This window comes from Methylolobus aquaticus (assembly GCF_054172105.1).
In genome coordinates this window covers 256,183-269,739 of the sequence record NZ_JBSYXP010000003.1, presented here as the reverse complement: position 1 = coordinate 269,739, position 13,557 = coordinate 256,183, and the positions used below count along the sequence as shown (strand labels likewise).

Below are 13,557 nucleotides of genomic sequence, written 5' to 3'. Positions count from 1 at the left end.
CTTGGACGAGTTGCAGAAGGCCCTGGCGCGTGCTAGTAGTTCAGGAACAGCCCCAGCGACAAGACATGGGTCATCAAATCCTCGGTGGTGTCGCGATAGATGTACTGGTTCATATAGCCGACCTCGGCCCTGATGTTCTCATCGACGGCGTAACCGATGCCGGCAAACACCCGGTTCTGGTCGAACCCGGCCGTGATCGCACCGGTGGAGTTAACGTTCAGAAACAGTTCCTCCCAACCGACCAGCATGAATCCGGGTGCAAAATCCAGCGGATACGCCATCCGGACCATCTGTCGGAATCGGTACGAGACATCCGGCGCCCGAGTAAACCGCTGCTCGAAACGGGTTCGGCTCGTAATGGGCCCGAAGGGCGTACTCGGCGTCCACAGCAGTTGCTGCCAGATCCGGTTTTCGTTGAAGTCCACGCTGCTGAAAGGTTCCATCGTCGGAATCACGGCATAACCGAGCCAAAGACTCGCGGTGTCGCTCAGCGCATACCCGAGACCCGGTCGCAAGATACCCTGGCTCAGCGTCGTGCTGTCGTTACCAAAGCGACCCTGCCCCTCGAGCCAAAAGCGGAAGCGCGAGATAGACGGGTCGACCAGTCCGAAGCTGCCGTTGGCGGTGATGTTCGTCCACGTCTGGAAGTCTTCGCGGAACTGCGGGGCGGCGGCCGCCGGCATCTGCAGCAGCAGCAGACAGCAGAGCGTCAAGCGCCATGGACGGAACCAGTGGATTCGATACAACATCGGCTCAAGGCGGGCCCGCAGGCAGGTCTGGGATGGAAACGCGGCGATCGGAAGTTTTACGTAGCGACGCACACTCCCGGTGCAAACAGCATAAAGACCGACCCCGGTGTTGTCACCCCGTCACGGCCGTTGCCGCGAAGCCGCCAAACGATGCGACAATCTAGCCGTTTCGCCCTGTCTATCTGCGTCCCGTATACCTGAAGGAGTCACACCCATGCGCAATGTCTGGAATGCCTGCCATCTGCTGTCCTTTGTGCTGCTGCTTGGCGGATGCGCCCGGGTCGAGGTGCGAACGGACTACGACCGCGCCGTGAACTTCTCCCGGTTCAACACCTATGCCTGGAAGCGGCTGCCGGACTCGGGGAACTCGTTGCTGAACGGCCGCATCGTCACCGCGGTGGATGGGCAACTGTTCGCGAGGGGTTGGCGCAAAGTGCCGGTGCAGCAGGCACAGACCGTACTGGCAGCCAGCACGACGACCCAGGACCGGCAGCGTGTGGAAACCCACCACAACAACTGGGGACCGGGCTGGCATGGTTGGGGCTGGGGCGGACCGGTCATGACGACGTCGCGGGTCGTGACCTACACGGTCGGCACACTGATTGTCGACATCTATGACGTGCAGTCTCGAAACGCCATCTGGCGTGGCACGGCCTCCGACATCATCTCCAACGATCCCGCGGCACTGCAGCGCTCCCTCGGCGAAGGCGTTCAGAAGATGTTTGCGCAATTTCCTCCCGGGAGCACGGCGGCTGGCCTGAACTAACCGCGAGTGACTCCGCCCGGATGACGTCCGCTACATGAAGGACACGATGGCGACGCCACGCTGGCGCATCGCGAGATCGGGCAGCACGGACCTTGAACTGGCGCTGTCCGGGGACTGGGATGCCGCCAACGCGGCGGAGACCGATCCCAGTGCGGTGCTGGCAGAGTTCGACCAGCCGCCCGGCCTACGTTGCGTGCGTCTGACCGCAGCGGATCTGGGGCGCTGGGACAGCGTGCTGATGATCTTCCTGCTGGCCATAGTCGATCATTGCCGCGAGCAGGGCATCGAGGTGGACGGCAGCCAACTGCCCGAAGGCATTCGGGCCTTGCTGGATCTGGCCTATGCCGTGCCGGAGCGCGCCGGAGCGCGCCGCGGCACAGTCCGGACGGCATGGCTGGCGGACCTCGGGAGCAGCGCACTGCGCATTCGTGACGATGCGAAAGCCTTCACGCGCTTCCTCGGCGAAGCCGCGCTGTCGTTCGCGGCGCTGGCGGTCGGCCGGGCCCGGTTCCGCAAGATCGACCTGTGGCTGAACATCCAGGAATGCGGGCCGTCGGCCGTTCCCATCGTGACACTCATCAGCCTGCTGGTCGGGCTGATCCTCGCCTTCGTCGGTGCGGTGCAGCTGGCCTTGTTCGGTGCCCAGATCTACATCGCCGATCTGGTGGCGCTGGGGATGCTGCGGGAAATGGGCGCGCTGATGACCGCCATCATCATGGCCGGTCGCACCGGAGCCGCCTTCGCGGCCCAACTCGGCACGATGAACGTGAACCAGGAAATCTCGGCGCTGCGCGTGATGGGCTTCGCCCCGCTGGAGTTCCTGGTCCTCCCGCGCATGCTCGCCCTGATCCTGGTGATGCCGGTGCTGTGCCTGTACGCGAATCTGCTCGGCATCATCGGCGGCGGCATGATCACGATCGGCTTCTTCGACGTCTCCGTGACGCAGTACCTCAATCGCACCCAGGAGGCCGCGCATCTGACAGATCTGGCCGTGGGCCTCGCGAAATGCACGGTGTTCGGCATCCTGATCGCGCTCGCGGGCTGCATGCGCGGCATGCAGTGCGGGCGCAGCGCCTCCGCGGTCGGGGACGCGGCCACCTCCGCCGTCGTCACCAGCATCGTGTTGATCGTGGTGTCGGATTCGATCATCACGCTGATTTGCGACCGACTGGGCATCTGACGATGGGCGAACCGATCATCACCGTCAACCAGCTGACGATGGCGTACGGCGACTTCCTGATCCAGCGCGATCTGAATTTCACGATCAACCGCGGCGACATCTTCATCATCATGGGCGGCAGCGGCTGCGGCAAAAGCACACTGCTGATGCACCTGATCGGCCTGCAACCGCCGGCCCGCGGCGAAATCCTCTACGGCAGCCGCAATCTCTGGAAGACGAACGCGGAAGAGCGCCAGCAGATCATGCGGCGCATCGGCGTGCTGTTTCAGAGCGGGGCGCTGCTGAGTTCGATGACGCTGGCCGAGAACATCGCGCTGCCGCTGGCAGAGTTCACCCCGCTGTCCCGGACGCAGATCCGCCGGGCCGTCTCCTACAAGCTGGCATTGGTCGGCCTGGCGGGCTTCGAGGATTACTACCCGTCGGAGATCAGCGGCGGCATGCAGAAGCGGGCCGGGCTCGCCCGTGCGATGGCGCTGGACCCGGAGATCCTTTACTTCGACGAACCCTCCGCCGGCCTGGACCCGATCAGCGCGAAGCTGCTCGACGATCTGATCCAGAGCCTCCGAGACAGCCTCGGCGCCACGATCGTCATGGTGACCCACGAGTTGCCCAGCATCTTCGCGATCGGCACCAACTCTGTCTTTCTCGACCCGGAGACCAAGACCGCGATCGCCGCCGGCCCGCCCAAGCAACTGCTGGCGGAATCGAAGGACCCGAAAGTCATCCGCTTTCTGACCCGGGACGACGGCAGCGCCGAAAACCTGTCCGGATCCGACACCGCCCTTGCCGCAGGAGTCACGCCGTGAGCAAACCCGTCAACCCCATGGCCATCGGCAGCTTTTTGCTGGTCGGGCTGGGCCTGCTGATCGCCGCCTTGCTCGTGTTCGGCGGGGGAGAGTTTTTCAAGCCCAAGCTGCAGTGGGTCGTCTACTTCGACTCCTCGCTGAACGGGCTGAACATCGGCGCTCCGGTGAAAGTGCAAGGCGTGCAGGTCGGCACGGTCGCCGACATCGTGCTGCAGATGGACATGAAGGACAAAAAGCTCGTGAAGCCGGTCGTGCTCGACATCGTCCCCGGGACGATCGTCAATCCCGCCGGACAACCGATTCAGCCCGCCCTTTCGGACGAGGAACGTCATCAGCGGCTCAAGGCGCTGATCGACGCGGGTCTGCGGGCGCGCCTGGAAACCCAGAGTCTGCTGACCGGGCTGCTGTATGTCGACCTCAACTTCTACCGTGCGTCCGCGCCGACGCTCACGGGGCTCAACTACAAGGACCTGCCCGAGGTGCCGTCCGTCCCGACCACGACCGAGGAGGTCAAGAACGCGCTGGAGCAAACGCTACAGAAGGTCAAGGACTTGCCCGTCGACACGCTGGTGCAGAACCTCAATGCGACGCTGACCGACATGCGCACCATCTTGGCGTCCAGGGAAACCACGCAGTCGCGGGAGGCGCTGGCGCGCACGCTGCTTGAATCGGAAAAGCTATTGGCGGATCTGAACCGGCAATTGCCACCGCTGATCAAGGACGTCGGCCAGACGGTCAAGGAGGCGAATGTAGCCGTCAAAGCCGCAGGCGGGCTGATGGCCGATCTGCGTGGCGATACGAAACCCGTGCTCGCGGCCGCTGAACAGGCGCTGGTCAAGGCCACGGTCGTGCTTGACGAAACGCGGAATGCGGCCATGAACGTCGCCGATACCACCGGCAGCGATTCCACGCTGCAGCAGTCGCTGGCGGCACTGCGCGACGCCGCGCGCTCGATACGCCAGTTGAGCGACACGCTGGAGCGCCATCCCGACTCGCTGATCTACGGCAAACCGAACTGACGGAGTTGATATGAGTACTGGCCGCGTTCACCTGCTGGCGTTTTCGCTCGCGCTCCCTGCCCTGACCGGGTGTTTTCGCAACAGCGCACCGCCGCAGTTCTACATGCTGACGGCAGTCGAGGCCGGGCAATCGCGCGCCACCCCGCTCGGAACGGAACCCCTGGTCGGGCTCGGCCCGATCCGGATCCCGGCCTACCTCGACCGGGATCCTATCGTGACGGCTGTTTCGCCCCAGGAGTACAAGCTGTCCGATGACCACCGCTGGGCCGAGCGACTGGACGTCACGCTGGCGCGCGTCTCCGCCGAGAACCTGTCGCGGCAGATCCCGAGCGAGCGGATCGTGATGCATCCGTGGCCGCGCGACACGAAACCGGACTTCCAGGTAGCTATCGACGTCCAGGATCTATACGTCGATCCCACCGGCACGGCGCGACTGAATGCGTTGTGGACGCTACGGGATAAACAGGGCGTGAGCGAAAGCCGCGCCTTCACGTGCCGACTGCCGGCCTCGGCGACGGACTATGGAGTGATGGTTGCCGCGCAAAGCCGTTGTGTGAGTCAGCTCAATCGTGCCATGGCGGAAGCCATCCGTGGATCGATTCACCCCTGAGGGCTATCCTCGCGGTACCCGTGATGATTCGTGGGTAAGTTCGAAGCGCTCGCGACAGCGATCTCCGCATCCCTGCACCTATAACGAAGGGAAATTCCGCCTTTAGGCCATTTCCTCGGCCACTCACCATTCGTCTTCGCACACCTCGCTGAGCATATCGGCAACCATACCCGACCGTGCAATTTCGTCACCTCCTAACGACGCTAAGTCTGATCAGAGCGAAATCCACCGTTCGGCACCTGATATTCTATTCCTTATGGCCTATTACATAAGGCTAGTTCTATGCGGCTTATGCCTTTTTGACTCGGCGCTTTTCCCCATATATTTTCTGGTGTATTCACCGCTAGCATAACCAGCGTGGTTCTCGGTGAGTGCAGCAGGCAGTGTCATCACGGTCGAGGGAAAATCGGCGGCCGAGTCGCCAGGTACCTTGCCGCACTGCATCCGAACATTCACGACCACGGGCGCTGACCCTTTGGCATCAGAGTGCCGGGCGTGGCCACAAGCGACTTCTGGACACACTCGATTCATCTGAGTCTGACGGCTATCAGCGAAGATGCTGGGCATTCGGCCCATCGCCAGCAAGACCTATCCACCGGCTCCTTGCGACGGGTCACAGCCTCAGCGAAGTCGTATCGAATCATGCTGATTTTAAGGGGAAGTTTCAGATGGATACCAGAAGCTCAACATTAAGAAACCTGTTGTCCCTGGCGGCCTTGTGCGGACTAATTGCGGTTTCAACCGAGGGTCTGGCCGACGCCACACGGACTCTAGGTGTGATCAAGCGGGACACGCGAGCATACGAGGGGTATAACCTATACAAACCGCTTGGCGGAACCGAAATTTACCTACTCAATAACGCGGGGAATCCGGTTCATCAATGGACCATACCAGACGACCTTCTGCCAAAACCGGAGGGCGTCCGCCCCGGTGGCGAAGTATTTCTTCGCAAGAACGGCGAGCTGGTTCTTACCGCCGACTGGGGTATCGCGGCCCTGGACAAGGACAGCAATATCGCCTGGAAGATCGATAGCCGCACCCTGGGGCCCGATCGTTGGTACGGGCACCATGAGGTGGTCGAACTCCCGAACGGAAACCTGCTTTTGCCCGGATACATCGAGAAGACCCGAGCTGAAGCGGAAACGGCGGGGTTTCCTGTGGCCCTTACCGATGCCTGTCCGCGACCACCAGCGCCGATACTCGAAAAGCTGAGGGTAGACAACCTATGGGAAGTTGCCCCGATAAACCGGAAGATTGGCTTCAAAAGTGGATGGAAAGTGGTCTGGCGATGGAACACCTGGGATCACATGTACAATTCCGCCACCCAGGAACCCAATCGGCACCGAGCCGATATAGCCTATGTGGATCCGGCCGAGGGAGTCTGCGGCAATTTCATACAAGGTGCATGGACTTTCGGGCGCTATAACGCGATCGCATTCAATGCGGAGCGCAACGAGATCGCCCTGAGCGCCTCGCTGCAAAACGAAGTTCGAATCATCAGCCATGCACTGACGACCGACCAGGCAAGAACAACGGCCGGTGACTTCCTTTATCGCTGGGGAAACCCCTATGCATACAACGCCGGCCAGCCGTTTGTGAGTTCCAGCGACCGGGGCGATCAGCAGTTGTCCTTCCAACACAGGGTGTTATGGATACCGAAGGGATTTCCCGGGGCTGGCAATCTACTGATCTTCAATAACGGCACTGACTGGGGTGAATCCTCGGTCATAGAGGTGAAGACCCCCATTGGAGCTTTCGGCTCCTATCGCCAGCCGTTTCCTGGCTTAGCCTATGGACCCAGGAAGCCCATCTGGCAATACGCCGAACCCGTGCAAGGCGAACCGCCTCGGCCGCCATTCGTCGCCCCGTTCATCTCGTCGGCGCAGCGTTTGGCCAATGGCAACACGCTGATCAACAACGGACCTTATGGGTATTTTTTCGAGATCACGCACAAGGGCGAAAAGGTCTGGGAATATCTCGACGTCAACAGCGGCGCTTCTCAGGGCGATGTTGTCACAACTCCTCGAGGCGCTTATCGGCTATGGCGTTACTCGCCGGACTACGAGGGCCTGTTGCACATTCCGCTGGCCCCGAAAGAGCCGCTGGAATTCTATCCGAATGAATACGCCGTGGATGCGGTACCTGGATCCTGCACGAACAGCATCCGGGTGCCACAGGACTTGGCCATCGCCATTCTCGGATCGCCAGCGCTCAATGTTGCTACCATTGATCCGGCGAGCATTCTGATTGAGGGAATCCCCGCAGCATCCTGGACGATCAAGGATGTCAGCGCTTCGGGGAAATGCTATCAGGGAGACGGCTACCCCGACCTGGTGCTCTCGGTGAAGAGTTCGTCGATCTTCCCGTCCGGGGGGAAGCCGAATCCTGGGCAAATGCCGCTCATTGGCAAGAGGACAGTGCGCTTGAACGGGTATTCGGGACAGGGATGGTTCGCCGCCAAAGATGACGTCTTCGTACTCAGATGAAGCCGAGCATCACGGTAGTGAGGATGATCTGAACGGACGGGCCCGCCTGAAACAGGCCGCACGCCCGGCCATCGCATGCCGGGATGATCGAGGCGTCTGGAGCTTTCCGGCGCCTCGATCCGACGGGCTACTGACGGTAAGCGTGGCCGGGTTGCCATACGCGTGCCTCACCGCGTCGGAGCGATAAGCCAGCCTGTTTCCCGGACAGCAACGTGCGGGGGCGCCTCGGGGCATTCTGCATTATGGGCGGCCGTCACCTAGCAAAAGGCGTATCGGCAACGCGCGGGCCATCTCTTCGCCTAAGGCCGCGCGGCCACTCGTGTACGCTTCCGCCTCCTAATCGGCGCATGGCCATCGATTATTTGCCGGAACACTGTAGCGGCGACTCCATACCGTCGGCGTGTCCACCAAGATCGCGCCTGCTCGCGGCCCACTGACGGATGAAACGCTGCTCTGACGGGGGACTCACTCCCAAGGCTCGAGGGCTTGGTCAGTCCATCGGCTCGTCGCCAGCGGCTTCACCCTCGCCAGCGTCTTCACCCTCTCCGGCATCCGGCGCATCGGCCTCTTCGGGATCTGAAGCGTCCGATCCTTCGGCTTCGTCGTCGCCCGGTTCGTGCCCCTCGGCATCGTGGTCGTGCTCGTCGTCCGGCGCGGCCTCGTCGTCCTCGGGCTCCTTGGCGGGCTCGTCCGGCGCCTTTTCGTTCAGCAGTTGCTTGGCAACGGCACCGACGAGTTCGTACTTGAGGCCCCAGTCCTTTCGCGCCAGTATCAGTTCGGGTTCCCGCTTCACCAGCGTGAACTCGACGGCCGTGCCGTCGGCCAGCCCGATATGGATCGGCTCGCCCCCTTCCGGCTTGTCCCACCGCTGGACATCGATGGCCCGGGCCGATTGCCAGGCATTCAGCAGGGCCGCGGAGACCGCCGGCGCATCGCCGACTGGAGGCTCGAACAGCCAGTGGCCACCCTCATCGAGCTTTGCCTTCAACCCGGGAATCGTGATCGATGTGATTTTCGCCCCTTCAGCCAGGAGCTTCTTGTCGACATAGTCGATGGCCTTGGCGTTCAGGTGATGGAAGAAGTCGTCGCGGACCAGATACAACGTGCTGCCGATCAGCACGTAGCGCCGCATGTCGATCGGATCCGACCCGCCGAACAGGATCGTCGTGTCACCCAGGGTCATCGAGACCTTGGGCTTGTCGAGCTCGAACTTCGGCAGATCGTCGAGACTGACGGGATACTGCGCATCCGTGTCGGAGCGCGCGACGTCCAGCAACTGGCGCACGCGGATCTCGTTCGCCGGCGCCACGAAGGGTGACTTCAACCACCAGCCGCCGTTCTTGCGCTCGAACTCGATCGTTTCCTGATTGCGCAGCGTAAAGGATTCGACGCCGCTCTCCTCGATCGACGTCAGTGGATTACTCTTCGGCTTGTCCTTGCCCGGCTCGAATACGGCCACGAGGGCCAGCGCAGCGACCACGCACACCAGCACCAGGTTCAACAGCAACCGGCTTTTCATCGATCAGCTTCTCCGCCGCTGAAACCACACGAAAGCCCCGGCGCCGATCAGCGCCAGCGGGAGCACGATCAGGAAGCCGACGGCGATCACGCCGAGGGCCGTCTGGGGCAGGTTCAGTGCGGCGTCGGGCGCCGTGCGGGCCGGAATGTTGATGAACTGATCGTTCTGCGCCAGCCAGTGGATCATGTTCATGCCGAGTTCCAGGTTGCCCCCCTCTCCGAGGTACGCGTTGGTCAGGAAATCCCCATCGCCGACGACGACGATGCGCTGCAGCTTCGGCTTCGCGGCGTCCTCCGGCTTCGCATCGGGCTTGGCCGGCTTCGGCGCCTCGGGTTTCGACACGGAGCGGGTCAGCGCGTAAGCGATGGCCAGCGGCCCTTGCTTCTCGCCCTGGTTGGCATCGAACTGGATCTTGCCCTCGATCTTGCCGGTCTCCGTCCACGAACGCGCCAGCGTGCTCAGGAACGCCTCGCCCTCGAAGGGAGCACCGGGCGCGTCGGGCTTTTCGATCGCCGCGGACGCCGGGAACATCGTGACGTTCTGGAACTGTGTCGTGATCGCGTGCGGCGGATACTCGGCCACCAGCGCGAAGGTCGGGTCGGCGATGCCGAACAGCTGCGTCGACGCATCGACGACGACGCCCGGCAGGAACTTGATGCCGAGTTGCTGCGCCAGCGGCGCCAGACCGTGCAGCTCACCCGGATCGGCCAGCCACAGCAGATTGCCGCCGGCGTTCACATAGCTCTGGATCAGCGTGACCTCACCCGGCAGCAGGTTGGTCTTCGGCCCGGCAATTACCAGCACGGAGGTGTTGTCCGGAATCGCCGGCGTGACGGCCAGATTCAGCGCCGACAGCGTGATGCCCTTGCGCCCGAGTTCTTCCGAAAACTGGCTCAGATCGTGATTCGCCCGTCCCACGATGGAACGATCACCATGTCCTTCGAGCACCACGACATGCTGGTCCTTCGCCAGCGCAAGGCGTTGCAGCGCATTGGTCAGGGCCGTTTCCGTGGCTTGCGGCAGCTTCTCGCTGCGGCCCTGGTATTCGACGAACAATTCGCCATCGGTCGTGATGCCGAGTTCGCGAATCTTGTCCGGCTGCGTGTCCGGATTAACGAACTGCAGCGAGAGAGATGGCTTGGCGCGCACGAAGCGGCCGATCTGGTCGTCGATCTGTTCGCGCAGTTGCCGGTTTTCGCGCGCGTAGGCGGTGATCTTGACCGGCCCGTCGATCAGGTCCAGCACCTTGCGGCTGGCCTCCGACAGCGTGTGGCGACCGCCGGCCGTCCAGTCGAACTGGGTCGAATAGCGCGTGCTGAGCCAGGCCAGCAGGCCGACGACGGCGAGGAACAACAGGCTGAACGCGAGATTCTGCAGGCGAATCTCGGTATGGAGCTTACGGCTGATTTTCATTGTTGCAGGCGGTCGTTATCCAGGCGATGCACGCTCAGAACCAGGAAAGTCGCGATGAACAGTACGAAATAGATCAGGTCGCTGGTGTTGACCAGCCCCTTCAGCAGATTCTCGTAGTGTCGCAGCATCGACACGTATTCCAGCGCGCCGCTTGCCGATTGCACCGCATTCCCGCTCCAGTCGACGATCCACAACAGCAGCAGCGCGCCGAATGTGCTGACCGCCGCGACCGTCGGCTGATTCGCGAGAGCCGAGATATACAGGCCCAGGGCGGCAAAACCGCCCAGCAACAAGACCAGGCCGAGCACGCAGGCCGCGAGCTTGCCGCCGTCCAGCCCGCCGCCGGCCAGCAGCGACAGCGGCATCAGCGCGATCATGACGACCATGATCATCAGGAAACCGAACACGCCCAGATATTTGCCGAGCACAATCTCGGTCATCGAAACCGGTGCGGTGAACAACAGGCTCAGTGTGCGGTTCCGGCGCTCCTCGCTGATCAGCCGCATCGTCAGCAAGGGCGTCACCAGCAGCAGGATCACGCCGGCATTGCCGAACAGCGGCGCCACGATCAGATCGGTGACGCCCGGCGCATCCTCCATGCCTGCCATCCGCGGCTGCATCATCAGGAACCAGTCGATCTGCGCCAGGAACATGTAGGCGAGAATGATCTGGATCACGGCGAGTATCGACCAGGCCAGCGGCGACAGGAACATCGTCCGCAGTTCACGCCCGGCTATCGTCAAAGCCATCACGTCACGTCCTCCCCTACACCGGCGGCACCGGTTTGCGTCATATCGATGAACACCTCTTCGAGCGAGCGCCGCTCCGGCGTCAGCTCCAGCAGCCCCCAGCCGCCGGTCACGACCAGTTCGGCAATCGCCTCGGCCGGCGTCGTGCCCTTGTCGTGGAAGATACGCCAGACGTTGTCCTCCACCGATTCCACGGATTGCACCCCGGCGACGACGCGCAGGCGGTCCGCATCGACGGCGCGGCGGGTCGTCAGCAAGAGGCTGGAAGCGCGCATCTGCAGCTCCAGGCCCTCGATGGTGTCCTTCAGCACCAGCCGGCCGCGGTGGATGATCTGCACGTGGGTGCATGATTCCTGCACCTCGGACAGGATGTGGGTCGACAGGATGATCCCGTGCTCCTTGCCCAGTTCGGCGATCAGCTCGCGGATCTCGCGGATCTGGATCGGGTCGAGACCCACGGTCGGTTCGTCGAGGATGATGACGGCCGGTGTATGCAGGATGGCCTGCGCGATGCCGACGCGCTGCTGATAGCCCTTCGACAGGTTGCCGATCAGCCGCGCACCCACGTCTTCGAGCCCGCAGCGTTCCTTGGCCTGGGCGCAGGCCCGGCTTAGCCGCTCGCGTGACAGCCCGTGCAGCCGCCCGCAGTAATTCAGGTATTCGTCGACCGTCAACTCGCGATAGACCGGCGGAATTTCCGGCAGGTAGCCGAGCGCGCGCTTGGCTTCCTTGGGCTGGTCCAGCAGGTCAACGCCATTGATGACGATCTGCCCGGAGGTGGGCGCGAGATTGCCGCAGATCATCTGCATGGTCGAGGTCTTGCCGGCCCCGTTCGGACCGAGAAAACCCAGGATCTCACCCTTCTCGAGCGTGAATGTGACGTCCTGGACGGCGCAGTGATCCCCGTAGTAACGGTACAGCTGTTCGACTTGAACTAGGTTGGTCATGGCGCGCGTAAGATACAAAAACGATCCACAAAAACAAAGGGAATAAGGCATTCGGCCGCGAGGCGCAGCCGCGGGGGAAGGCGTCGGCAGGACCGCGCCGATGCCGGTGATCTGTTAAGCTTGCGGGTCTCCATGTCCCCTGCCGCGACTCGATGCTCAGCAACCCGCCGCTCAGCCTGTACATCCATATCCCGTGGTGTCTGCGCAAGTGTCCGTACTGTGATTTCAACTCGCACGGCCGGCCGTCGGCACTGCCGGAGGCCGATTATGTCACAGCCTTGTTGTCCGATCTCGACCGGGAACTGGAGCGGGTCGCGGGACGCACCATCGAAACGGTCTTTATCGGCGGCGGCACACCGAGCCTGTTCGAGCCTGCAGCGATCGATCGGCTGCTGCGGGGGATCGATGAGCGCGCAACACTGGCCGGCACCGCCGAAATCACGCTCGAGGCCAACCCCGGCACTTTCGAGATGGACAAGTTCAAGAGCTTTCGCACCGCCGGCATCAACCGGCTGTCGATCGGCATCCAGAGTTTCGACGATCGCATGTTGCACGCCCTGGGCCGCGTGCATGACGGCGGCGAGGCGCTGCGTGCGGTCGACGTCGCCCGCTCGGCGGGTTTCGACAACCTCAACCTCGACCTGATGTTCAGCCTCCCGGACCAGAACGTGGACGCGGCGCTGGCTGACGTTACGACCGCCATCGAGCTCAGCCCCGAGCACATCTCGTGGTATCAGCTGACGCTGGAGCCGGGCACGGCCTTCTTCAAGCAGCCGCCGGTGCTTCCCGACGACGACACGGCCTGGCAGATCCAGCAGCAATGCCAGGAAGCGCTGGCCTGCAGCGGCTACCGCCAATACGAAGTCTCCGCCTATGCCCGCGACGGGCGCCAGTGCCGGCACAACCTGAACTACTGGACCTTCGGCGACTATCTCGGGATCGGCGCCGGGGCCCACGGCAAGATCACCGACGGCGCCGGCGACAGGCTGCTCCGGACCAGCAAGGTCCGCAGCCCCGACGTTTACCTCGGGCTCCGCTCCGGTGTGGAACCCGTCACCCTCGAGCACGAGATCGGGCATGACGAGCGGCCGCTGGAATTCCTGATGAACGCCCTGCGCATGCGCGACGGCTTTTTTGAGAGCGACTTCCCGCGCCGCACCGGCCTGCCGCTGAGCGCGCTGGAGCCTTCCCTGTCGAATTGCCTCGGCGACGGGCTGCTGGAACGCGACGGCGGCGCGATCCGCTGTTCCGAGCGCGGCTGGCTGTTCCTAACCGACGTGCTGGGCCGTTTCGTTCACTGATCGGAAAGGCGA

General features: G+C 62.8%; 12 protein-coding genes. 7 read left to right on the top strand and 5 right to left on the bottom strand.

Annotation, left to right across the window (positions count from 1 at the left end):
* Positions 1–32 precede the first annotated feature (32 nt).
* Positions 33–749, bottom strand: coding sequence for a DUF2490 domain-containing protein (locus ACW73L_RS05625; RefSeq protein ID WP_498920585.1), 717 nt, complete (start codon positions 747–749; stop codon positions 33–35).
* Positions 750–963: 214 nt separating this feature from the next.
* Here ACW73L_RS05625 and ACW73L_RS05620 point away from each other — a divergent pair, with 214 nt between their 5' ends.
* The 6 genes from ACW73L_RS05620 (at position 964) to ACW73L_RS05595 (ending at position 7,616) form a co-directional block, all read left to right on the top strand.
* Positions 964–1,515, top strand: a complete 552-nt coding sequence (locus tag ACW73L_RS05620) for a DUF4136 domain-containing protein (protein ID WP_498920584.1) — start codon at positions 964–966, stop codon at positions 1,513–1,515.
* Between the two features lie 34 nt (positions 1,516–1,549).
* Positions 1,550–2,695 carry an ABC transporter permease gene (locus ACW73L_RS05615; RefSeq protein WP_498920582.1) on the top strand — a complete coding sequence of 382 codons (1,146 nt, stop codon included), beginning with the start codon at positions 1,550–1,552 and terminating at the stop codon, positions 2,693–2,695.
* 2 nt (positions 2,696–2,697) lie between these two features.
* Positions 2,698–3,501 (top strand): ABC transporter ATP-binding protein, encoded by an 804-nt coding sequence (locus tag ACW73L_RS05610; RefSeq protein WP_498920580.1) that lies wholly within the window; start codon positions 2,698–2,700, stop codon positions 3,499–3,501.
* Complete coding sequence (locus ACW73L_RS05605) at positions 3,498–4,520, top strand: MlaD family protein (RefSeq protein ID WP_498920578.1); 1,023 nt, start codon at positions 3,498–3,500, stop codon at positions 4,518–4,520. The genes ACW73L_RS05610 and ACW73L_RS05605 overlap by 4 nt, the downstream gene beginning before the upstream one ends.
* 10 nt (positions 4,521–4,530) lie before the next feature.
* Positions 4,531–5,130, top strand: coding sequence for a PqiC family protein (locus tag ACW73L_RS05600; protein ID WP_498920576.1), 600 nt, complete (start codon positions 4,531–4,533; stop codon positions 5,128–5,130).
* 668 nt (positions 5,131–5,798) lie between these two features.
* Positions 5,799–7,616, top strand: coding sequence for a hypothetical protein (locus ACW73L_RS05595; protein WP_498920574.1), 1,818 nt, complete (start codon positions 5,799–5,801; stop codon positions 7,614–7,616).
* Positions 7,617–8,106: 490 nt separating this feature from the next.
* Here ACW73L_RS05595 and ACW73L_RS05590 read toward each other — a convergent pair whose 3' ends face one another.
* Genes ACW73L_RS05590 through ACW73L_RS05575 form a run of 4 tightly spaced genes read right to left on the bottom strand, consistent with a single transcriptional unit; the run spans position 8,107 to position 12,244 of the window.
* Entirely contained in the window at positions 8,107–9,135 is a 1,029-nt protein-coding gene (locus tag ACW73L_RS05590; protein WP_498920573.1) for a DUF4340 domain-containing protein, read from the bottom strand.
* 3 nt (positions 9,136–9,138) lie between these two features.
* On the bottom strand, positions 9,139–10,548 hold the full coding sequence (locus ACW73L_RS05585) for a GldG family protein (protein WP_498920571.1): 1,410 nt from the start codon (positions 10,546–10,548) through the stop codon (positions 9,139–9,141).
* Positions 10,545–11,297: an ABC transporter permease subunit gene (locus ACW73L_RS05580; protein WP_201276293.1), complete on the bottom strand. Its 753-nt coding sequence runs from the start codon at positions 11,295–11,297 to the stop codon at positions 10,545–10,547. The genes ACW73L_RS05585 and ACW73L_RS05580 overlap by 4 nt, the downstream gene beginning before the upstream one ends.
* A complete protein-coding gene (locus tag ACW73L_RS05575; RefSeq protein ID WP_498920568.1) occupies positions 11,297–12,244 on the bottom strand; it encodes an ABC transporter ATP-binding protein in 948 nt (315 codons plus the stop codon). Before ACW73L_RS05575 ends, ACW73L_RS05580 begins: the two co-directional genes overlap by 1 nt.
* A 152-nt stretch (positions 12,245–12,396) precedes the next feature.
* On the opposite strand from ACW73L_RS05575, the gene hemW reads away from it, so the two are divergent.
* Positions 12,397–13,545 (top strand): radical SAM family heme chaperone HemW, encoded by a 1,149-nt coding sequence (gene hemW, locus ACW73L_RS05570; RefSeq protein ID WP_498920567.1) that lies wholly within the window; start codon positions 12,397–12,399, stop codon positions 13,543–13,545.
* Positions 13,546–13,557 lie beyond the last annotated feature (12 nt).

What these genes read in the sequence shown, in the direction of transcription:
- ACW73L_RS05625 (WP_498920585.1), bottom strand. Translation starts at nt 749, where the DNA reads ATGTTGTATCGAATCCACTGGTTCCGTCCATGGCGCTTGACGCTCTGC.
- ACW73L_RS05620 (WP_498920584.1), top strand. Translation starts at nt 964, where the DNA reads ATGCGCAATGTCTGGAATGCCTGCCATCTGCTGTCCTTTGTGCTGCTG.
- ACW73L_RS05615 (WP_498920582.1), top strand. Translation starts at nt 1,550, where the DNA reads ATGAAGGACACGATGGCGACGCCACGCTGGCGCATCGCGAGATCGGGC.
- ACW73L_RS05610 (WP_498920580.1), top strand. Translation starts at nt 2,698, where the DNA reads ATGGGCGAACCGATCATCACCGTCAACCAGCTGACGATGGCGTACGGC.
- ACW73L_RS05600 (WP_498920576.1), top strand. Translation starts at nt 4,531, where the DNA reads ATGAGTACTGGCCGCGTTCACCTGCTGGCGTTTTCGCTCGCGCTCCCT.
- ACW73L_RS05595 (WP_498920574.1), top strand. Translation starts at nt 5,799, where the DNA reads ATGGATACCAGAAGCTCAACATTAAGAAACCTGTTGTCCCTGGCGGCC.
- ACW73L_RS05590 (WP_498920573.1), bottom strand. Translation starts at nt 9,135, where the DNA reads ATGAAAAGCCGGTTGCTGTTGAACCTGGTGCTGGTGTGCGTGGTCGCT.
- ACW73L_RS05585 (WP_498920571.1), bottom strand. Translation starts at nt 10,548, where the DNA reads ATGAAAATCAGCCGTAAGCTCCATACCGAGATTCGCCTGCAGAATCTC.
- ACW73L_RS05580 (WP_201276293.1), bottom strand. Translation starts at nt 11,297, where the DNA reads ATGGCTTTGACGATAGCCGGGCGTGAACTGCGGACGATGTTCCTGTCG.
- ACW73L_RS05575 (WP_498920568.1), bottom strand. Translation starts at nt 12,244, where the DNA reads ATGACCAACCTAGTTCAAGTCGAACAGCTGTACCGTTACTACGGGGAT.
- hemW (WP_498920567.1), top strand. Translation starts at nt 12,397, where the DNA reads ATGCTCAGCAACCCGCCGCTCAGCCTGTACATCCATATCCCGTGGTGT.